Source organism: Alkalibacterium olivapovliticus (genome assembly GCF_003003275.1).
Classification (GTDB): domain Bacteria; phylum Bacillota; class Bacilli; order Lactobacillales; family Carnobacteriaceae_A; genus Alkalibacterium; species Alkalibacterium olivapovliticum.
Window position 1 is genome coordinate 78,773 of the sequence record NZ_PVTO01000009.1, and the last position, 21,717, is coordinate 100,489.

The 21,717-nt window shown below is 41.7% G+C and carries 21 protein-coding genes and 1 pseudogene; 6 read left to right on the forward strand and 16 right to left on the reverse strand.

Annotated elements, in window-relative coordinates; all coding sequences use genetic code 11:
* Positions 1-419: 419 nt before the first annotated feature.
* The 4 genes from CLV38_RS06065 to CLV38_RS06080 all read right to left on the reverse strand — a co-directional run bounded on the left by CLV38_RS06065 (position 420) and on the right by CLV38_RS06080 (position 4,216).
* Positions 420-749 (reverse strand): PTS sugar transporter subunit IIA, encoded by a 330-nt coding sequence (locus CLV38_RS06065; protein WP_106192851.1) that lies wholly within the window; start codon positions 747-749, stop codon positions 420-422.
* Positions 750-778: 29 nt separating this feature from the next.
* Complete coding sequence (locus CLV38_RS06070; RefSeq protein ID WP_106192853.1) at positions 779-1,096, reverse strand: PTS sugar transporter subunit IIB; 318 nt, start codon at positions 1,094-1,096, stop codon at positions 779-781.
* Positions 1,097-2,341: 1,245 nt separating this feature from the next.
* A complete protein-coding gene (locus CLV38_RS06075; protein WP_106192855.1) occupies positions 2,342-3,328 on the reverse strand; it encodes a Gfo/Idh/MocA family protein in 987 nt (328 codons plus the stop codon).
* A 45-nt stretch (positions 3,329-3,373) separates the two neighbouring features.
* Positions 3,374-4,216, reverse strand: coding sequence for a metallophosphoesterase (locus CLV38_RS06080; RefSeq protein ID WP_106192857.1), 843 nt, complete (start codon positions 4,214-4,216; stop codon positions 3,374-3,376).
* 141 nt (positions 4,217-4,357) lie between these two features.
* Between CLV38_RS06080 and CLV38_RS06085 the strand changes: the two genes are divergently transcribed.
* Positions 4,358-4,567 (forward strand): hypothetical protein, encoded by a 210-nt coding sequence (locus CLV38_RS06085; protein ID WP_106192860.1) that lies wholly within the window; start codon positions 4,358-4,360, stop codon positions 4,565-4,567.
* A gap of 30 nt (positions 4,568-4,597) precedes the next feature.
* Entirely contained in the window at positions 4,598-4,804 is a 207-nt protein-coding gene (locus tag CLV38_RS06090) for a hypothetical protein (protein WP_106192862.1), read from the forward strand.
* A gap of 142 nt (positions 4,805-4,946) precedes the next feature.
* Here the strand turns inward: CLV38_RS06090 and CLV38_RS06095 are convergent.
* The 6 genes and pseudogenes from CLV38_RS06095 to CLV38_RS06120 all read right to left on the reverse strand — a co-directional run.
* Positions 4,947-5,285: pseudogene (locus tag CLV38_RS06095) on the reverse strand (substrate-binding domain-containing protein); the annotation flags it as partial.
* 244 nt (positions 5,286-5,529) lie between these two features.
* Positions 5,530-6,705, reverse strand: a complete 1,176-nt coding sequence (locus CLV38_RS06100; protein WP_106192868.1) for a sugar ABC transporter permease — start codon at positions 6,703-6,705, stop codon at positions 5,530-5,532.
* 12 nt (positions 6,706-6,717) lie between these two features.
* Positions 6,718-8,238 (reverse strand): sugar ABC transporter ATP-binding protein, encoded by a 1,521-nt coding sequence (locus CLV38_RS06105; protein ID WP_106192871.1) that lies wholly within the window; start codon positions 8,236-8,238, stop codon positions 6,718-6,720.
* Between the two features lie 91 nt (positions 8,239-8,329).
* Complete coding sequence (locus CLV38_RS06110; protein ID WP_211295429.1) at positions 8,330-9,520, reverse strand: sugar ABC transporter substrate-binding protein; 1,191 nt, start codon at positions 9,518-9,520, stop codon at positions 8,330-8,332.
* Positions 9,521-9,717: 197 nt separating this feature from the next.
* The gene (locus CLV38_RS06115) at positions 9,718-9,984 is read right to left on the reverse strand and encodes a hypothetical protein (protein ID WP_106192873.1); all 267 of its coding nucleotides are present in this window, start codon (positions 9,982-9,984) and stop codon (positions 9,718-9,720) included.
* Between the two features lie 208 nt (positions 9,985-10,192).
* Entirely contained in the window at positions 10,193-10,771 is a 579-nt protein-coding gene (locus tag CLV38_RS06120; RefSeq protein ID WP_281260043.1) for a DUF1538 domain-containing protein, read from the reverse strand.
* 190 nt (positions 10,772-10,961) lie between these two features.
* Here CLV38_RS06120 and CLV38_RS06125 point away from each other — a divergent pair, with 190 nt between their 5' ends.
* Positions 10,962-12,293 carry a sodium-dependent transporter gene (locus CLV38_RS06125; RefSeq protein ID WP_106192878.1) on the forward strand — a complete coding sequence of 444 codons (1,332 nt, stop codon included), beginning with the start codon at positions 10,962-10,964 and terminating at the stop codon, positions 12,291-12,293.
* Between the two features lie 585 nt (positions 12,294-12,878).
* On the opposite strand, the gene CLV38_RS06130 is transcribed toward CLV38_RS06125, so the two are convergent.
* From CLV38_RS06130 to CLV38_RS06145, 4 genes are all read right to left on the reverse strand, one after another.
* Positions 12,879-14,144 (reverse strand): mechanosensitive ion channel, encoded by a 1,266-nt coding sequence (locus tag CLV38_RS06130; protein ID WP_106192881.1) that lies wholly within the window; start codon positions 14,142-14,144, stop codon positions 12,879-12,881.
* 192 nt (positions 14,145-14,336) lie between these two features.
* Positions 14,337-15,215, reverse strand: coding sequence for a DegV family protein (locus CLV38_RS06135; protein WP_106192883.1), 879 nt, complete (start codon positions 15,213-15,215; stop codon positions 14,337-14,339).
* A gap of 24 nt (positions 15,216-15,239) precedes the next feature.
* Positions 15,240-15,854 carry a hypothetical protein gene (locus tag CLV38_RS06140; protein WP_106192886.1) on the reverse strand — a complete coding sequence of 205 codons (615 nt, stop codon included), beginning with the start codon at positions 15,852-15,854 and terminating at the stop codon, positions 15,240-15,242.
* A gap of 40 nt (positions 15,855-15,894) precedes the next feature.
* Positions 15,895-16,176, reverse strand: coding sequence for a DUF503 domain-containing protein (locus CLV38_RS06145; protein WP_106192889.1), 282 nt, complete (start codon positions 16,174-16,176; stop codon positions 15,895-15,897).
* 224 nt (positions 16,177-16,400) lie between these two features.
* Here CLV38_RS06145 and CLV38_RS06150 point away from each other — a divergent pair, with 224 nt between their 5' ends.
* The 3 genes from CLV38_RS06150 (at position 16,401) to CLV38_RS06160 (ending at position 20,567) form a co-directional block, all read left to right on the forward strand.
* Positions 16,401-17,924 (forward strand): ClC family H(+)/Cl(-) exchange transporter, encoded by a 1,524-nt coding sequence (locus CLV38_RS06150; protein WP_106192891.1) that lies wholly within the window; start codon positions 16,401-16,403, stop codon positions 17,922-17,924.
* 43 nt (positions 17,925-17,967) lie between these two features.
* Entirely contained in the window at positions 17,968-19,491 is a 1,524-nt protein-coding gene (locus CLV38_RS06155) for a ClC family H(+)/Cl(-) exchange transporter (RefSeq protein ID WP_106192894.1), read from the forward strand.
* A 137-nt stretch (positions 19,492-19,628) separates the two neighbouring features.
* The gene (locus tag CLV38_RS06160; protein ID WP_106192896.1) at positions 19,629-20,567 is read left to right on the forward strand and encodes a DUF368 domain-containing protein; all 939 of its coding nucleotides are present in this window, start codon (positions 19,629-19,631) and stop codon (positions 20,565-20,567) included.
* Positions 20,568-20,638: 71 nt separating this feature from the next.
* Here CLV38_RS06160 and CLV38_RS06165 read toward each other — a convergent pair whose 3' ends face one another.
* Both CLV38_RS06165 and CLV38_RS06170 read right to left on the reverse strand, forming a co-directional pair.
* A complete protein-coding gene (locus tag CLV38_RS06165) occupies positions 20,639-21,103 on the reverse strand; it encodes a DUF305 domain-containing protein (protein WP_106192899.1) in 465 nt (154 codons plus the stop codon).
* A gap of 24 nt (positions 21,104-21,127) precedes the next feature.
* A complete protein-coding gene (locus CLV38_RS06170) occupies positions 21,128-21,625 on the reverse strand; it encodes an O-acetyl-ADP-ribose deacetylase (protein WP_106192901.1) in 498 nt (165 codons plus the stop codon).
* Positions 21,626-21,717: the final 92 nt, after the last annotated feature.

The following is a 21,717-nucleotide window of genomic DNA, read 5'->3' on the forward strand; positions in this document are numbered from 1 at the left end:
TTACAGAATAGACTGCCTAGTTTATCTCGATCGTTCACACGCCAAAAAACAAGGGATTCATTCTATTGTAACTAAGGAGGTTGTCAGCCGCCCTTTTAACAGTGACAGCTTAGTGCATTCAGTTTGGCCTAATTTAGCATATAATACGATTACATTTTTCATCTTGCACTTCCTCCTCACTTGTTAGTTGACAGATTAGAAAACTCTCATCGCTACAACTATACACTGAACCGTTTTCTTTTACAATATAAAACGGACGATTTTAACACTTTTTTTTAATCAAAAAAGAAGCGTACCATTTTTTACAGTCCATGTCCAAAACTGTATCAAATCAGCACGCTTCTTTAATAGGTAACTAACGCCTATTACTATGTTAAGTGACTAGCCTTCTGGTGATTCTATGTTCTTCGAAATCTGACTTACTGGATACTGTCAACTCGCTGGTAAAGGTCGATCATTTCCTCGGCGAGATCTTTATAGGTCATCGCAGTCATTAGGTGATCCTGTGCGTGAACCATCAGCAGATTAAGTTCAACTGGCTCACCAGAAGCTTCCTGAGTAAGTAACCCCGTTTGCACTTGATGTGCTTCAGAAATTGATTTCTGTGCACCAATTATTTTCTCAGCCGCCAGCTCAAAGTCACTATTTTTGGCTGCGTGGATTGCTTCCATCGCACTGCTTCTAGCATCTCCGCCATACATGATCAAAGACATAACCACTTCCATTGTTTCCTTTTTATCCTCACCCATTCGTATCCCTCCTGTGTGAAGCAGGTCGATTAATTGATAAGAGCCATTGCGCTCTCGAGCACATTTTCTCCGTTCATCATGCCATAGTCCTGCATATTGATGACATCGATCGCAATATCATGTTCAGCGGCTTTCGCTTCGAACTTCCCTTTCATGTAGCGGACTTGTGGTCCTAGAAGTATAATATCTACTGGTCTTGTTTCCAGTTTGGTAAGGGCCTCATCTGCAGAGACCGCAAAAATGTCTGCATTGATTCCTTTTTCTTCCGCACATTTCTGCATTTTGGATACTAACATACTGGTACTCATTCCAGCTGCGCAAACAAGCATGATTCCTTTTGAAGCCATTTAATATTCCCCCTATACGATTATCGAAAAGGTCTTTTCATCCCTTCTCATTACTCTATATTAATCATACACCTCAAAAAAATTGTTGTCCACTTTGGCTCTCTTAAAGAGGACAAATTCTTTTTCTTTTTGTTATCTATAAACAGTCTGAAAGTCTGTTTATTCCTCTTCTGTGTTTAGGTTTTATTGCTTTTATCTAAAGCGGGTGTTCGATCAATTTCCTCGTTCTTTTTGTATTTTTTGCCCCTGATGGGAACAATTTATCGAACCCTTCACATTGGTGTTCTATTTGTAGTACTCGACAAACAGTGCGGCTGCGACTTGTACATATAAGTCCGTATATGTAGGGCTCGACACTGAGAAACTACTGAGTGCTACATATTCACTTCTTATTTGTAGCACTGGTCATTAGTCACAGCTGCGACATGTACTTATAAGGCCGTATATGTAGGGCTCGACACTGAGAAACTACTAAGTGCTACCTATCTCTTTCCTATTTGTAGCACTGGTCATTAGTCACAGCTCTGACTTGTACATAAAAGCCAGTATATGTAGGGCTCGACACTGAAAAACTACTGAGTGCTACATATTCACTTCTTATTTGTAGCACTGGTCATTAGTCACAGCTGCGACATGTACTTATAAGGCCGTATATGTAGGGCTCGACACTGAGAAACTACTAAGTGCTACCTATCCACTTCCTTATTGTAGTACTCGACAAACAGTGCGGCTGCGACTTGTATATATAAGTCCGTATTTGTAGGGCTCGACACTGAAAAACTACTGAGTGCTACATATCCACTCGCTATTTGTAGCACTGGTAAATATAAACGGCTGCGACTTGTCTTAATGGGCTCGTATTTGTAGGGCTCGATACTGAGAAACTACTGAGTGCTACATATCCACTCGCTATTTGTAGCACTGGTAAATATAAACAGCTGCGACTAGTCCTTATAAGTCCGTATTTGTAGCACTCAATCGCTACAGTCAGCCGAGCCCTACAATAACCTCCGCTGGTGGTCCAACTTATCAGAAACGACTCGCCCGAGTCGTCTCAACTGAAGCTTTGTAACATACACATAAGATGCACTCAGCTTAGATTTAGTGTTCTGTCCATTTTTATGTCAGCCTTCCCCAGAAAACTTCATAAAAAGACTCACCCAGTTTACATTGGATGAGTCGTCTTGCTTATTTGACTAAATTAACCTTATGTTTTCACGTTACAACACTATCGCTTACAATCAATTAGTTTGACTGTTGTCTGATTTCTTCCAGAACTTCATGGACTTGTTTGGATAAGGTCCACCATTTTGATAAGCTATTTTTACTTTCGGCAGTGTCAAAGTCAGTCATGACATCTGCAAAGGCCACAGCTTCCCAGATCAGCGGATTATCAGAAGGCTCATCCATAGGTACAGTTTCCAAATCCTTAGTGCGAACGTCGATTAGTCTAGCTTCTGACAGACCTGTGATGGCATCCAGGACAAGCGTGTGATCAGGACCATAGACTTCTGACTGATGTAAGGATGTATTAATTTTTCCGAAATGGATCGTGACATCAAAATCAGGGTATCTCAATATCGCAGTTCCTTTCCCGTCCACACCAGTGCTGATTTTTTGAGTAAAGGCATGCACCGAATTCGGCTTACCGAACCACTGGATCGCAGCATAAACCACGTAGATCCCCAGATCATTAGCGGCTCCTCCGGCAAATCGGGTTGAAAAGATAGCCGGTTCTTCCCCATTCAGAACATTATCATAGCGGGAAGAATATTTACTGTAAGTTAATGATGCGCCGTATACTTTGGGAAGCTTCTGTATCAGTTCGGTTGCTTTTATAAAGTTAGGTTCAAAGATATGTCTGGCTGCTTCAACGACCAATTTGTTCTGCTGTTTAGCCAGCTCGATCAGTTCGTCCCAGTCTGATAAAGTCGTCACGATCGGTTTTTCGACTATGGCATGCTTCTGATGCTTTAATACCTGTTTGGCCTGGTTAAAGTGAAGACTGTTTGGTGAAGCAATGTAGATAACGTCGATTTCCGGATCACTTAAAAAAGCATCCCAGTCAGCATATGCTTTTGCAGCACCAAACTGGTCTTTAAATTGCGTCGCTTTTTCCTGTGAACGGGAGTAAACAGCTTCCAGGCTGTACTTATTACTTTTCAGTGCAGCTTCGATAAATTGTTCTGTAATCCCACTTGTTCCAATAGTACCTAATCTTAATGTCGTCATGGTCAATCTCCTTTTTTAAAAAAATCTGTATTCGTTACTTTGTTGTTAGTTCAACGTTACGACTACGATTTGAGGGCGGTTGTTTATTCTTAGAGGAAAAGATGAATTGCCTAGTCCTCTGGAAATAAGCATGCGTTTGGACCGGTCTTCTTCAGAGTTGAACACGCCATAGTCAAATTCCGGTAACATTCCTTGCCCAGGGGCAAATAATCCCCCTATAAATGGAAGACGCACTTGTCCAGCATGCGTATGGCCGCTTAGAGTCAATGCAGGCGATTTGGTTTTATCAAATGTATAATGTTCAAAATACTCAGGCCTGTGTGCCAGTAATATCTTCGGCAGCTTTTCCATCTTACTGGTCAGCTCGACCGGTTTTAAAATGGGTTGCGGCAGGTTAGTCTGATTCTGTCGTTCAGCCAGTCCCATAACAACCAGTAATTCTTCATCATCGACAGATAGCGTTACTGCTTCATCTACTAGTAGTTTAACTCTGGAGGCACTCAGTATTGACTGAAATTCATTCAATGTTCCACTTTGGATATCATGATTTCCTGTTATCGCAAAGGTCGGGGCAATTGCTGTACACAACTCAGCAAATCGTCTGAGGGGAGTATCAGCTAATGTTTGAAGCCCTCCCTGCACCAGATCGCCAGTCAGCATAATGTAGTCGGGATCGGCTTCTTTCGTTTTTTCAATGATTGTTTCCACATAGCTTTTATTTGTTCGCGGCTTAAAATGCAGATCCGTCAAATGAACCAGTTTCTTTCCTTTTAGCCGTTTATCTAAGGCTGGAATAGTGATGGTATAGTGAGTCACTTCAATTAAATAATTTTGGATATATAAGTACGCTACTAATGCTATGACAAGTGCTAATAAAATCCATGCCATGTTTTATCCTCCTGAATCAATTCATTTCTTAAAAAAGATAGTCCTATTGTATCACACAATTCTTTCTGAAAGCGTTATTTATTAATCTGTGCTAAACTATTATTGAACCGATTTAATTATGGCTTAACGGGAGGGATTTTATTGGAAAATGATCCGACTCTGCATCAGGATCAGCAGAATCAGGCTGACCATTTATTAAAAGCGCGAGGTGCTAAGCGTGCCAAAGAATTTGCCGAAAACGATACCGATTCAGATCAGGCTGGATTGTCTGATGAGGCGAAGGAAGAGGAAGCAAAACCTGAAGATTTTGAAAAGTTCAATTTAGACAAATTAGATCACAGCAATGACTGAAACCGGAAGACACTTAAAGGAGAGAAAAATATGCCAGATAAAGATAACACATTCCCATTAAATGATGAACCTTCTAACAAAAATGAGTTTATTAATGCTGACGAAACAGTTGATGAGACGCCCGATAGTAAATCTGAAGCAGACAAAGCTTCTGAAACAACGCCTAACGATTTAGAGTCATTTGACATTGATAAAGTGGATGATCTGGAAAACACTAAAAAGAGTGACACTGACTAAACATTATCATCCTTGTTCTCAAGGAATGCGTTAAAGTCCATAAAATACCAAGACCTCCGATAGTAGCTGCTAATCGCGCTATTACCGGAGGTCTTTTTTGGCCACTATTCTCAGAATCAAACCATTTGACTGCAGATGAAGTCTAGTCCACTGCATATATATCTTCTTTAGAGTGATAATCATCCTGTATAACGGTTTCCTGAATATTATCTTTATTGACTGCCACAGGTCTGAGTAACACAGTAGGCACATTTTTCTTTCCATTATTGAGTGTAGTGGAGGTGTAAATCTCTTCACCAGCAGCCATTTTAACAGCAATTTCAGCCGTCTGCTGAGTCAATGACTTGATTGATTTGTATACCGTCATTGATTGAGTCCCTTCTACAATCCTTCGTACCCCTTCAAGCTCGGCATCCTGACCCACTACCGGTATTTTCCCTGCCAGCCCCTCCTCTTCAAGTGCTTCGATCACGGCCCCTGCCGTCGCGTCATTGTATGCTCAATACAAGAAATGCAAAAACACTAAGTAATTTATTCACTACACATCCACCTCATCTATGTAAACGCTTCACACTCTTATATAGTACAGTCTTATCTCAAAACTAGCAATATAAGAAAAAACTCCGCATTAGTCGAAAGGTCAGTTGCATCCTTTAGCCGAACAATGTGGAGTTCTATCTTAATTGCCGGCTCGCACCAAACGAACTGATCTGCCGTCAAACAGTTTATTTTCCTCGTTTTCTAGTGATAACATCAAAAATGACTGCTCCGGCAAGGACGCCCCCTCTTATCATGTACTGGTAAGAAATACCGACACCCATCAGATTCATTCCATTAGTCAGTGAAGCCATGACGATTGCACCAATGATGGCACCCGTTACCTTCCCTACACCACCTGCAGAAGAAACGCCTCCTACATAGGCAGCAGCAATGGCATCCAGTTCAAACAGCATACCTGCAGTCGTTGTTGCCGACTGTAGACGTGCCGTGTACATGATGCCTGAGAGAGCTGCAAGCATTGACATAGAACCCATCACAATATACGTTACTTTTTTAACATTGATCCCACTCAAATGGGCAGCTTCCGGATTACTCCCAACGGCATAAATCTGGCGTCCTAATACCGTTTTGCTCGTAATAAAGTGGTATATCATAGTGATTAGCAAAACAATGATCACAGTCCATGAAAAGCCGTTATATCCAGCCAGGATGTAAGTAATGTACCCAATGATCAAAGAGATGAAAATCAGTTTCAGTACGAAAATCGGTACAGAAACCACTTCAAAATTATATTTTATTCTGTCGATACGCGTCTTGACTTCGCCATAGATAAAAAACAGAATAGCAATAAGTCCAATGAGTAGTGTGGTCAAATGTAAACTGTTGATTTCCATTACAGAAGGGATAAAGCCATTCCCTATCGCATTAAAAAAGGGATCCTGCACTATGATCGTTCCAGTTCCTGCTGTTACCTGAAGCAGTGCACCTCTAAATATCAGCATAGCGGCCAGCGTTGCAACAAATGCCGGAATGCCCAGTTGTGCAATAAGTAAGCCATTAAAAAGGCCAATAACAATTCCTAATATCAGAATCACCGGAATAACAAGAAAAACGGACCATCCTTGCTGCATCAGCAGAATAGCGGCCACTGCCCCTAAGAATCCGGCAATGTAGCCAACTGATAAATCGATATGTCGTATAACAATCACGAGTGTCATCCCTACTGCCAGGACTGCAATATATCCAGCTGAATCCAGCAGGTTACTGACATTACGGGAGGACATAAACATCCCGTTCGTCAGTATATTAAAGGTGATCATGATGGCAAAAAGCGCTATGAACATGCCGTAATCTCTAATGTTTTCTTTTATCAAAGCTTTCGCTTCATTGACAATTCTCATTCGTTTATCCTCCTATTGTGTAGCCAGTTCCATTACTTTTTCCTGATCAGCATCCTCAGCTTTTATTTCTCCTTTGATAGTCCCTTCAGCCATTACATAAATGCGGTCACTCATTCCCAGTACTTCTCCTAATTCCGATGAGATCATAATAATACTCATACCGCGATTGATCAGTTCGTTCATAACCGTATAAATTTCAAACTTAGCGCCTACATCTATTCCCCGCGTCGGTTCGTCCAGGATAAGAATATCCGGTGAGACAAAAAGCCATTTACTGATTGACACTTTCTGCTGATTACCGCCGCTTAGTTTACCGACCAGTTGATTGATCGATGAAGACTTAATATGAATAGATGACTTGTAACGCTCCGCAACAGTGACTTCTTCATTCATATTTAAAATGCCATTGTTTGAAACGCCGTTTAAATTAGCAGCCGTGATATTGCTGGTAATATTTTGAGCCAGGAACAGCCCGTTCCCTTTACGGTCTTCCGTTACGTAGGCAAGCCCCGCCTTGATAGCGTCACTGGTGTGCTTGAAATGAGTTTCTTTATGATTCATCAGTAAAGTGCCTTTTAGTTTGTAATTTTTGGGATTCCCAAACATACTCAAAGCGAGTTCTGTTCTTCCAGAGCCCATCAGACCTGCCAGGCCAATAATTTCGCCTTTTTTTAGATGAATATCGGCTTTTCTCACCACATGACGGCCCAGCTGCTGATCGTAAGCAGACCAGTTCTGAAGTTCCAGAATCGTATCCCCTATATTTTTTTCGGGTCTTTTGGGGAAAATGTCGTTTAACTCTCGGCCGACCATGTTTTTAATGATTGAACGCTCATTGATTTCACCCTTTTTTGCAACCAGGGTACAGATGGTCTGACCATCACGAATAATCGTTGCCTTGTCCGCTATAGTGACGACTTCTTTCAGTTTATGTGTAATCATAATACAGGTTATGCCTTGTACTTTAAGTGCTTTGATCAAGTCAAGCAGGTTTTCACTGTCATCTTCATTGAGGGCAGCAGTCGGCTCATCCAGAATCAGCAGCTGCACATTTTTGCTCAGTGCTTTAGCAATCTCTACTAACTGCTGTTTTCCTACTCCCAGATCTTTAATCAATGTTTCCGGTTTGACCTTCAAGTTGACTTTTTTAAGCATGTCTTTTGATTTAATAATCGTCTGATTCCAGTTGATGACGCCTTTGTTTTTCACTTCATTTCCTATATAGATATTTTCATAGACTGGCAAATCTGGAAACAAGGCCAGTTCCTGATAAATGATTGCTATTCCGGCATCTTCACTGTCGTTGATTGTATTGAATTGCTGTACTTTCCCATTTATAACGATGTCACCCTCATATTCCCCATAAGGATAAACCCCACTCAGGACTTTCATTAATGTTGATTTTCCTGCCCCATTTTCGCCTACCAGACAGTGGATTTCACCTTTTTCGACTTGAAATGTCACGTTGTCCAGAGCTTTTACTCCGGGAAATTCTTTCGTGATCGTGTGCATTTCGAGAATGTTTTCAGCCATAGTCATTTCCCACCTTCATCTCATACAATTAGAACAAGAAATAGTGATAGCAAGCTATCACTATTCCCTGATTCTATTGTTATTGATTGTATTAATCTAAACCAGTAAACTCACTCGCTTCATAGTATCCGGAATCGATCAGCTCAGCTTTAACGTTATCCTGATTCACAACAATAACCTCAGACTGCATGGCTTCTACATCTTTTGCTCCATTGTCATAAGATCCGGTTGTTTCAGGTGTGTCTCCATCAAGAATTGTAATCGCCATTCCCATTGCATCTTCTACTAAGCGGCGAACATCTTTAAAGACTGTCATTGACTGTTTTCCGTCAATAATGTATTGAATTGACGCCATTTCAGCATCTTGTCCAGTAATCACGTAACTTGTAATATCACTGTCTGCTGAAAATGTGTCTGCTATTGAACGGGCTGTTCCATCATTTGGTGCCAGTATGGCAACATCCCCTTTTAAATCATCTCCTGCTGATGTTAAATGAGTCTGTGCTCTGTTGATAGCCTCATTAGGATCCCAGTTAGTGGTGATTTGACCCATGATGCTGCCCATTTCGTCACGCGTCAATTCAGCAGTACCGGATAGTGCTTCTGCCTCACTTGAGTTAGCTATGACAAATGTGCCGTCTTCTATTTTCGGCTGCAGAACTGACCATGCGCCTTCGAAGAACAAGAAGGCATTGTTATCAGATGAAGCTCCAGCGTATAAATACAAAGGAATGTCTGATCCTTCAGCATTGTCTACAAGGTATTGCCCTTGTGCTTCTCCGACTGCGACACTGTCAAAGGTAACGTAATAATCGACTGCTTTTGTACTGGTTATCAGACGGTCATAAGCGATGACTGTGATGCCTTCATCGGCTGCTGCCTGTGCTGCTGCACCTGCCGCATCGCCATCATGAGGACTCATGATCAGGATATCGATTCCTTTGCTGACCAGAGTTTCAACGTTCTGTAATTCATTTGCAGATGATCCCTGGCTAAACAGAATTTCTGTTGTATAGTCTGAATCAGATAAGGCATCCATAAATCGCTGCTCATCTTGTACCCAACGCGGTTCGTCACGTGTAGGCAGGATAATACCGACATCCAGACCACCCTCTGACTCTTCATCCGTAGTGTCTTCTGCATCCGGCTCTACTTCTTCAGTTCCCTCATTGTCTGTCTCCTCAGCTACGTTAGCCTCCGTATCGCCACTACATCCCGCTAACACAACACTCAATAGGCCTGTCATCATTAACAATCTTGAACGCTTGATCACTTCTAACATTTTATTACCCCTTTCAAATTTTCTTTCTAAGCTAAGTTTACTTTGTGAGGTTCCATAATGTAAGCGGATACTATAGCAAAAAATAAATATCATCTGGATTTTTTAAATAATTGACGACTGACTGTCCTTCAGCTTATATGTAAACACAAAAAAGCTGAATATCCCTCAAAGAGGATATCCAGCTTTCATTCAACTATTTAATCTTTATAGTAGCGCAAATTTTCGAACGAAATCGAACGGATCATTCTTCTTTCCGCGATGTCTTCTTCCACCAAAGACACTGTGGCAGCGTTCATTTGAAAAAGGTCGTCCCATGCCATATGGTATCGGCTCAAGATCGTATCGAGTGGACAGTCCAATTCCCCATCTGCATTTTCAATCAATTCATTTTCTCTAATGAACAATTCTTTGGATTCGGTTGGCGTTTCTATTAAATAAATAAATCGTTTTTCTACCTTGTTCATCTCATCCCTACTCTCTCAGTGAAGCTCTAAAAACGTTAGGGCACATCAGGTGCAGTCCTACTTGCTATATGTTGATTATACAAGACTTCAAGATAAATGTCTGTGTCTAAATTAAGTCATTAAGATGCAGTATATTAGCCACATTTATGCCTTAATTATGACTATTCATCCGAATGATGATGAGATATACACATAAATAAATATTCAGTTAATCTTTTTGTATTGCATAAATAATACCGAAAAGTTGAATGGTGACAATCGGCATTAATGCAACTAATGCGATCATTCCGAACCCGTCTACAAGGACAGAAGCAGTCGGCATCCCTTCTGCCGCTCCCTGAATAAAGGCCAGTATAAATGTCCCTGTCATGGGCCCAGATGCTACTCCACCGGCATCAAATGCCATTGTGACAATGGTTCGAGGGACGAAAAAGCTCAAAGTTAACGCCAGGAGGTAACCCGGCAGTATAATATGCCATAGTTCCAAATCAGTGCTGACTATTCTGATTGCAGCCAGAAGAGTCGCTGAGCCTACTCCAAGCGATAACGCAGTCAGGACAAATACTGGTCTAATCGCTCCAGCTGTGACCCTTTGAATTTGAGAGGTCAACACATAGACAGCCGGTTCAGCCAGAATAGTCACCATTCCCAAAATAAATGAAAGAATAAAAAACCAGACATAGCGTTCTGACTGAACCAGCTCGTACCCGATAATACTGCCGATTGTCATGAAGCCGAAGTTTACACCCGTTAAAAAGAAGACCAAATGGACATAAAAACAGATCAAGCGAAAAGTAGTGAGGGTGATATTCTAATTGAATTGGAACCCTTAATCCCTTCCACTATTTCATTAGTAGAATACTTTTCAAAAATAACTGTTGTGTTTTCATGAAAGCTAGACTAGAATGAGAAATAACAATTTTTCTCTCATTAAATTCTAATTTATAGAGAGAAGTCTAAAAAGGAGAGAAATCAGTATGGTACAGAAAAGAGAGCATTGGGGTTCGCATTGGGGTTTTATCATGGCGGCCATGGGGTCAGCAGTAGGATTAGGAAATATCTGGCGATTTTCCTATGCGATGGGTCAAGGCGGAGGTTCAGCATTTTTAATTATTTATCTATTAAGCGTCTTAGTCATCGGCTTTCCAGTTATGCTGATTGAATTTTCGATTGGTCGTCGAGCACAAACCGATGCAGTTGATGCCTTCAAGAAAATCGCACCAGGGACGCCTTGGATGGCAGCCGGTGGACTGGGTGTATTAGCGGCCTTCCTGATTTTGTCTTTTTACGGCGTCATCGGTGGATGGTCACTGCGTTACTCGTTTGAATATTTGACTGGTGGTATCACCGGTGATTCTACAGATTTCTTCGTCGGCTTTATCGGCGACACGTTCTCCCCTATTTTCTGGCAATTCATCTTTATGGGTCTGACTATCGGAATCGTCTATCTAGGTGTTCAAAAGGGAATCGAGCTTTCAAGCAAATGGATGATGCCGATCTTAAGTATTCTTTTAGTTGGTCTAGCTGCATTCAGTCTGACATTAGGGGGAGCTGCTGAAGCGTTCGCATTCATGTTTCAGCCTGACTGGGCTGCTTTTACTGATCCAAGTGTTTATATTTCTGCAATGGGTCAAGCCTTCTTCACACTGAGTTTAGGTATGGGCGCGATGCTGACTTACAGCAGCTACCTTGAGCCGAAAGAAAGACTGACTTCTTCCGCTGCATTCATTATTGTTCTAGATACGTTATTTGCACTTATTTCAGGCTTAGTTATTTTCCCTGCCCTGTTCGCTTACGGGTTGGATCCAGCAGAAGGGGCTGGACTGGTCTTCATGGTCCTGCCTAATATCTTCGAAGCCTTGGGCGGTATTGGTACACTAGCTGGTTTCGCGTTCTTCATTTTACTATCTATGGCGGCTCTATCGTCCGCTATTTCACTACTGGAAGTGGCTGTTGCCTACTTTATCCGTAAACTGAACATGTCGCGTAAAAAAGTAACGGTCATTGTTGGAGCGATCATCTTTTTATTAGGTATCCCTTCTTCATTAAGTCAGGGAGCCGTCAGTATTACCATTTTTGGTGAATCCTTCCTGGACTTCATGGACAGCTTCACAGGAAATTTACTTCTCCCTTTAGGCGGTCTGATTATGGTCTTGTTCGTTGGCTGGACCTGGACTAAAAAGGAAGTTCTCCATCACGGGGATATTGCTCATAATCCATTAGGCCCCCTTTACTTTTTAACAGCAAAATTCGTTGCCCCAGCCGCCATTCTTGTGGTACTCATCATGGGGATGCTCAACTGGCTTTAAGCTACTGAATTATTCTCATACAAAGACAAAAGCAGTGCTTATCGGAGATTTATTCCGATCAAGTACTGCTTTTGTCTGTCTTTTAGGGGTATGGTGGCTGCCTTTTGTCTGTCTCACTGATTTAGTTTTATTGAGTACTGCAAATGAGGTGACTATTATGCTTGCTCGCTACTTTTAGTCTTTTGAGACCGACATAAAAGACGATATATGTCGGTCTAGACTATACATTTTTTTTGAGCACTACTTATTTACTGCCGATAAGTAGAACTCAGCTGCCTGTCAATGCTTGAGCCATGCAAATCAAAAATGGAATTGTAGAGCTCAAGCCATTTTATCTATCCAGTTAGTCTTAACCGATCTCGATATGTAGGACTCAGCTGAGCAAATCGAACAGAGTCAATCATATACTCGATTATATGTCTATCTCACATTCGTTTATGAGCTCAGTCGACATAACTAACACATCTTACCCTTCTAACACCAGCTTAACCGTCTCAAGCTGAATCAGACAGGGTCAGTTTCCGCATCATGATCCTTATATGTAAAAAAAGAGAAGCTGCGGTGAGCTTCTCTTTTCCTTTCATTTTAAAGTTCTGGTGAATCGTTTGTTGAACCGCTTGGTTTTGCACTTTCTTTTTCAATTTTCTGATCTGCGCGTTCCAGCTGTTTTCTGGCAAAATCGCGTCCGCCTAAGCCAAATGCTAAGGCAAATGCAACTGCCAGTCCACCAATAATGAACAGGAATGCGAAGTTTACAATAGTTGTGGCAAAGTTTAACTGATCCAATGCCATGAATACTGCAAAGGTGATCAGAATATATTTAACGGTCATTCCGGCGAATGAGCTTCCTGTTGCACTCTTGATACCTGATGCCAGCACTTGACCCCCAATAAAGGCTAAGCCAATAATGATTGCTGCAAACAGCACGTTTGGCAGGTATAAGATGATAGCTGCCACGATTGTGTTCAGCATTGCCAGATTCAGGACGTTCAGTGCTTCAACTAAGAAGAAAATCCCAATTAGGAATGAAACGATTTGACCAGTAATTTTAGCCAGGTCAATATTAACGTTTCCTGATTGTTTTAAATAAGATGAGTATTTGTTGAACCCTGTTCCTCTTAATAAGTCGGTAATGATGTCTCCTGCAAACTTAGCTAATACCATACCAATCGCTAACAGTACAACTGCTACGAGGATGTTTGGAATAGCCTGTAGAATTGTGTTGAGTACGTCACTGACAGGTTGTGCAATCGTATCGATATTCAATACATCCAATGCAACTAAGATGATCGGCACTAAAATCAGGAAGTAGACAATGTTTGCTAAAACTGAAGCAAGTGTTCCTTTACTTTTTTCAACCTCTTGAGCGTCTGTTTCAGTTCCTGCAAATTTATCGAGGAAACGGTCCAGATTCGCTGCAACGGCTAGATTGTATACTAAATTCTTAACGAACTTAGCCGCAAAGAATCCTAATACAAGAACCACGATTGCGGATAAAATATTAGGCAGGAATGATAAGGCTGTGTCCAGCATGTTTTGAATGGGCTGACCAATGGCTTCTAGTCCAAACGTATAGAAAATGCCAGGTAAGAATAATACCCATACAAGAAAATACCCTACCTTTCCTAACGCATTGATCATTGTGTGACCCTGTTCCTCAGTATTAGCCGCTCCCCACTTCTGCAGTCGGCTAGCTCCTCCAGCTGCCTTTAATCCTTTAGTAATAGCTTTCATTACCAAAGTAGCCACAAGCCATGCTACTATAATAAGGACTATCCCCATCAACAACCGAGGTAAAAAATCTACAAATGTGTTGAGGCCACGCTGAAATGAATCTCCAATATTGTTCATATTATCTGTCTCCTTTTTTAATAGATTTTGTATCATGAACACCTTTAGTATAGCCAAGGCGCTCAGAAAGAACAAATGATATGCATTGATATGACCGGATATTAGCTGACGGGATTTCAAGTCTTCAAAAAGAAAAAACCTTCCCCACAAAACAGGAAAGGTCTAATGATTCGGTTATTCAGCTAGTCTATTCTAGTCTTCTATATACATATAATTCTGTGGTTTTTTATCGAAATAAAACACACCCGCTCCACCTATACCCAGATGCGCTGCCAGAACGGCACCAATATCAAAAATCTGAGTGGTGACGTCTGGTAGTGCTTCTTTGACCATCGACTCCAGCTTCCTGGCGCTTTCAATGTCTCCAACGTGACTGATCGTCACCAGCTGATCCTGAAATCCATCGACACCTTTTTGCACATCTTTTATCATGCGTTTGTAAATTCTGTCCTGACCACGGACCAGTTTCTTCAAATAAATGCCTGTTTCATTAACTGACAGATAGGGTTTGATATTAAGCACATCACCTGCTGCTCCTGCTACTTTAGGAAGTCTTCCCCCTTTAACCAGCCACTTCAGGTTGTTCAATGTAAAGTGGTACTTGACGTGTTCCGTGTTTTCTATCGTCTGAGCAACAATTGTCCCAAAATCTTCATTGCGTTTGGCCATTTCCATTGCCTGAAGAGCGAGTAAGGCTCCTCCTCCTGAACCGCCTTTAGAGTCGATAACGGCAATGTTCATGTCAGGGTATTCCTTCTTGTATACTTCGACAGTCGACTGTGCAACCTGATAAGTACCGGAAAACTGACTGTAAATCGTAATATAAATAACGTCTTCTCCGCGTTCACGGCAGGCATCCAGTGTATCAATTATCGTTTTTGGGGAAACTTGAGAGGTCTTCGGCATGATCTCATCTTTCATATGGTCGTGCACTTCTTCAAGTGAGATCTCCACCTGATCAAGGTAATCCTTTTCATTGATAATGACACTTAAGGGTAGAAAATCATATTCATAGCTTTTTTTCATATAGTCGTTCTGATCGATACCTGAATCGATGAGTATTCTAATCATTTTAATTATCTCCTTCACTAGTGCTTATTTTGATACTAACTCGTCGATTTCTTCTAAACTCAGCTCTTCTGAATAGTACCTGTTCCAGATCGACTGCAAATGCGACGTGCTGTAGGTTCCGTAAATACTGAGCAGCTGATTTTTCCATTTAGTCAGTGACTTTACAGCTTGATGTGTACTCACGTTTTCCACTACTTCATCATTTGAATCATCTGCAGATGATTCTGCAGGCTCTGCTGAATCTTCTACTCCTTTTGCCGAATCGACTGCTTCTATCACTTCTTCAGGAATGATAAACACATACCCGTCATTAGTTTCGGCGGCAAAGAAAAATCCTTTTTTGATTAAAGGTGCCAAGTTTTTTATGCTATCCACAGTCTCAAGATAGTACATAGTTTGTTCCTTATCAGGAAGGGTATCGATAACCTGCTCGAGTACTTCATTGTATATGGTCTGAGCCTGTTCCACTATTTTATCGGCAAGAGATTCAATCAGCTTCCCCTTTTTCCAGCTCTTGGGAAATGTAACTGCCAGGCTTTCCCCCATTTCAAGAAGTTGAGACTTCTTATATCTGGTAAGCAGGTCTTCTAAACCCATTTCCTGGGGCTTCTTGATAATAGTAAACGTCTGTTCTGTCATGTTTAACCTTCCTTTATTCATTGATTTAGTCCTTAGTTTATTATACTTCTATCCAGTCAACATCCAGTATCTCCACTTCATACTGCTCTTCAACATCTTTAAGAGCCGACTCCAGCTGTTTCCTGCAGAGCAGCCGATTACTGCCAACAACGCCGAAACCCAGCACAGCTTTATTGTGCAAATCCCATTCATCTACTTCTGCAGTGGTCAGGTGGTGCCGGTTTCTTATACGATGAACAATGCTTTTCACGGTACTGCGTTTATCTTTCAAGGAGTATGAATCGAAAATAAGAATGGTCAGTTCGACACCCATAAGAATCATCTTCTGCTCCTCCTCCGTTATTCTCTATAAATCGTAGCATTCTTTACACAGACGCGCAATAATTCATTGCCATTATAAATCATTCAAACATCATTGCTTTATAAGGACATTAAAAACAAGTAAAGAATGTCCTCCAATATGGTTCGTTTTGTTGCTTTTCACATTTAGATTAGTTATCTTAGTACTTATGTAGAAAAACAATTTCAGGTCAGTGGGAGTTATTCATGAAAAAATTAAACGTATTCGAATGGTCAAAAATTTCATATGTTGCCAAAGGCTTATTAGTCGGTGTCATTGTAGGTATAGTCGTTAGTTTATTTAGAGTATCGATTGAACTGATGCTGACATTTGTCAGAGATGTCTATTCCTTTTTAAGAACTGAGCCTGTCTGGATCATCGGCTGGGTTTTTGTCATCCTTATTATAGCATTTATCATCTCCATAATGGTTAGAGATGAACCAGACATCAAGGGATCCGGGATTCAGGATATAGAAGGTCAACTGCACGGTATCCTGAAACTGAACTGGTTCTCTATATTATGGCGCAAATTTATTGCCGGTGTTTTAGGAATCGGGTCAGGGTTAGCGCTTGGGCGAGAAGGTCCTTCTATCCAACTGGGGGGAGCTGTTGGTCAAGGGGTCAATCATTTTCTGAAAGGTAATAAGTCTCAACAGAATATCCTGATCTCTGCTGGTGCAAGTGCCGGGTTATCTGCAGCCTTTAATGCCCCTGTATCAGGCATCATGTTTATTCTAGAAGAAGTACATCATAAGTTTTCCGGTGTTCTGCTGCTTACAGCCTTTTCAGCCTCTATCACAGCGAACTTTATCGCCTATCAGATTTTCGGTGTACAGCCGGCACTTGATATCGGTGCTCTTCTGCAATTTCCGTTAGAACACTATGCACACCTGGTCTTTATGGGGATATTCCTGGCAGTATGTGGTTGGGCTTATCAAGAGGTCCTGATGGTCATGCCTTCTCTTTACAGAAAACTGCCAATCCCTCCTTATCTTCATGGGTTCGTTCCTTTTCTTCTCATTATTCCAATAGGTCTTTACCTGCCGGAAATGATGGGAGGCGGGACAGGCGTTATTACGCTGATTAGTGGTCAGCGACTGTCTACTCTTTTACTGATTGGTATTTTCCTGTTCCGCTTTGCTTATTCTCATATCTCTTATGGGTCTGGGCTTCCCGGCGGTATTTTCATCCCCGTTTTAAGCCTCGGTGCACTTTTAGGTGCTATTTATGGGAATGGGGCATTATGGGTCACAGGAATCGAAGATATTTTCATTCGAAGCTTTATTATCTATGCAATGGGTGGTCTGTTGACTGCGGTCACTAAAGCCCCGCTCACTGCAGTTATGCTGATTACTGAAATGACCGGTACAGTCACACAGTTAATGCCGCTGGCAGTCGTCTGTCTGACTTCATACGTAGTGGCTGACTTCCTTGGATCAGATCCCGTATACGAGGAACTGCTGCAGCGTAAGATTCACCAGATTCCAAAAGTCTTCGAAGGAGCCGTCAGTGAGTTCCAGCTTTCTGTTGAACCTGACAGTGATTTGGATGGCATGATGGCACGCTATCTGCGTCTGCCTTACGGATCTAAACTGATCAAGGTCAAACGACATCAAAACGAATTTATCCCGCATCAGGATACCGTGTTCTGGGCTGGCGACGAGTTGTACTTTACTTCTGACAGTGGATTTGTGTCTGAAGTGAAAAAATATTTAGACAAAATCAATTAAAGCTGAGCAATGATGTTCGAATTGATATCAAGAGGAGTCTTGTATGAAACGTATACGATTTATTGACTGGTCTAAAATCAGTTATGTGTTAAAAGGAATTTTAGTGGGTGCCGTTGCCGGTGCAGTCGTCAGCGCCTTTCGTATGGCTATATATACGACACTGAACCTTATGCCAAGTGTTTACACTTTTTTAAGAGCTAATCCTGCCTGGATTTTCGGATGGTCTTTTATTATTTTAGTGATTGCTTTTCTGGTCATCTTGATGGGGAGAGACGATCCGGATATTCAGGGTAACGGAGTTGCAGAACTTAAAGGTCAACTGCAGGGCACTTTAAAATTGAACTGGTGGTCGATCCTCTGGCGAAAGTTTGCTGCGAGTACGCTTGTTTTAGGTATGGGGCTTCCAGTTGGTAGAGAGGGGCCTTCCATTCAAATCGGCGGGGTCGTTGGTCAAGGGATCAATCATTTTTTGAAAGGCAATAAGTCTCAGGAAAACATCCTGATTTCAAGTGGTGCTGCCGCCGGTTTATCTGCTGCCTTTAATGCGCCGATGTCTGGGCTGGTTATTATTCTGGAAGAAGTACACCACCGCTTTTCCAGTGTGCTAATTTTAACGGTGTTCACTGCTTCCGTTACGGCTAATTTTCTAGCCTTTCATCTGTTCGGGTCTCAACCGGCGCTGGCTTTAGGAACCATGGCGGAATTCCCACTGGAACACTATCTGTATCTAGTTATTTTAGGCATACTTTTAGCACTGGCCGGCTGGGTATTTCAGAAGACCGTCTTTATCGTTCCTAAGCTCTACGCTAAACTGCCTATCCCCTCTTATTTATACGGCTTTATTCCGTTCATCCTAGTCATTTTGACCGGATTGTTCTGGGAAGACATGCTGGGTGGCGGAACTGGCGTGATTACGGATATCGCATCTGTTCGTACAGGTACTTTTTTACTGCTTGGTATTTTAGTTTTCCGTTTCGTTGGCTTTCAGATAGCTTATGGCTCAGGGATTCCAGCCGGTATGCTGATTCCACTTCTGACAATCGGAGCTGTTTTAGGCGGTATTTTTGGAAATATCGTTCTAAGTGGAACAGGGCTTTCGGATGAATTCATTCGAAACTTTGTCATTTTTTCAATGGGTGGGTTCTTTACAGCTACGTCTAAAGCCCCACTCACAGCTATTGTCCTGCTGACTGAAATCACAGGATCGATTACTCAGATGATGCCGATAGCAGTTGTCTGTCTGACAGCTTATATATTTGCCGACATTCTGGGACTGGAACCGATCGATGAAATAACACTGTACAATAAAACCAATCGATTCCCGACAGTTTTCGAAGGGAAACTGATTCATATGGATGTGTTTGTCGAACCGAATACGTATCTTGACGGCATGCAGATGAGTCAGCTGACCCTTCCCTATAATGCAAAATGTATCAGGATCAAACGGCACAGCAACGAATTTATGCCTCATCGCGATACCATTCTTCTATCAGGTGATGAACTGCAGATTGCCTGTGATCAGGGCTTTTTAGTTCAAGTTAAGAAATATATCAGCAAATTGAATTAGCTTTCAAACTTCCTCTCGTCTCTCATTGTAATAGTGAGTTCCGGGGGATTTTTTCTGCTATTATTATTCTGTAAATGTGGTAAAATAAGTTCAGACAAAAAATAAAAACAGATCGACAACATGAAAAGGAGATTTATATGCAGTACATATGGATGGCAATCAAAGGCATTTTTATCGGAATAGCAAATATCATACCGGGCGTCTCAGGTGGGACCATGGCCGTCTCTTTTGGTATATACGATGATGTGATTCACGCCTTTACTCATTTAAGAAAAGAATGGAAATCAAGCATGAAAATTCTAATTCCATTGGTTACAGGTGCTCTTATCGGTATTGCCGGGTTCTCAATGGTCATTGAATGGCTGCTGGCATCCTACACGCTCTATACCGCTTTTGCTTTCGTCGGCCTGATACTCGGAGGGCTGCCTATACTGAATAAATCATTCAAAAAAAGTCTGGACGCTGAAGATAAATCTATCGGCCCCCTGCATATCATTTTATTCATTTTCTTTTTCCTAGTCGTAGCCTGGATGGGAGTGGCTGAAGTAGCAGGTGCAGGCGTTCAAAGCGTGAGCCTCGGAATCGGACCTCTAGTGGCCCTGTTTCTTGTCGGTGTGATATCGGCTGCAGCAATGGTGATACCGGGTGTCAGCGGCTCTTTACTGATGCTGATCATCGGCTACTATTACGCTGTCATCTATACCATTAACGGCTTTACAGAATCATTGAGCAATTTCGATCTTGATGCTCTTATTCCCTTCACCATTTTACTGGTCTCTTACGCGTTAGGAATGGTCGTGGGTATCATCCTGATCAGTAAAGTGATTGACTACTTCTTTAAAACACAGCCAGGGTTCACGTATGCTTCGATTTTAGGCTTGGTCATAGCTTCTCCGATTGCTGTGGTCTCAAACACTGATGCCCTGGCTGATTTGGATGGAAACGGTGCAGTCTTGCGACTGATCATCGCATTAGCTCTCGCCGGTGCATCTTATGCTCTGACTTATGGATTAGGGCGAACCAAGGATTCTACCGACGCAATCCCTGAAGAGTCAAAACCTGTATCTGATCAGTAATCAATCAAATTAAACGTCTAGTCTACCAAGAGAAAATGACTCTCTTATTGACTAGACGTTTTTATCTATTACTATTCGTTTTCTTCATCTTCATTCTGCAGTTCTTCGATCAAAGCTTCCATTTCACTTATTTCCTCTTCCTGAGCCGCTATGATTTCTTCTGCCAACTGCTGAACACGCTCATCTTGCAAATCTGCTCTTTCGCTGGTTAAGATGGCTATAGAATGGTGTGGGATCATGGCTCTCATCCATGAAGTGTCATCAACTGTGGTCTGACTTCTGACTAAAAATAACATGAGTCCGAAGATCAATACAGATGAGGCCAAAATCGCAGCGTTCGCTTTTTTGTTAGTATACATTTTCCACATGAAAAGGAGCATAATGACGGCCATTACTGCTCCCATCATAATACTCATAAAGAAACGAGTCTGACTAAATTGGAAATGAGACACCTCATATATATTCAAGTACATTAAAAAATACATAATGATGGTAGAAGTGAGAATCATCAATCCAAATCTACTATATTTTTTCATATTATTCATCCTTTCTTAAGCTGATTACAACTGGTTTTCCAGAATCTGTTTCGTCTTATCATCGAAAGCAACAAATACTACTTTAGTGACACTTGTATTCCTCTCTAGTTCTTCTTTGACTGTTTCGATGGCTATTTTTGCAGCCTTATCAAGCGGGTAGCCGTAAATACCGGTACTGATGGCTGGAAATGCTACCGACTGAAGCTTGTGTTCATTCGCTACTTTCAGACTATTGGCATAGCAGGCTTTCAACTTCTCCGGTTCGCCATGCTCGCCGTCTCTATAAACAGGTCCGACCGTGTGAATAACATAATCGGCTGGCAAGTCAAACCCTTCAGTCAGTTTGGCTTCTCCAGTCTCAGCACCGTTCATTTTTTTACAGGCTTCTTTGAGTTCAGGTCCAGCAGCACGGTGAATTGCTCCATCTACTCCTCCTCCACCTAATAGGGATTTATTTGCCGCATTAACAATGGCATCGACTTTCAGTTTCGTAATGTCCTCTTTGATCACTTCAATAGCCATTACTCTCCTCCTTCCTATTTATACTTACCTTCTATTTAAATGGTATGACTCTTCAGTTCGTTTCGCAATCAATAAGCATTGGATATAATAGC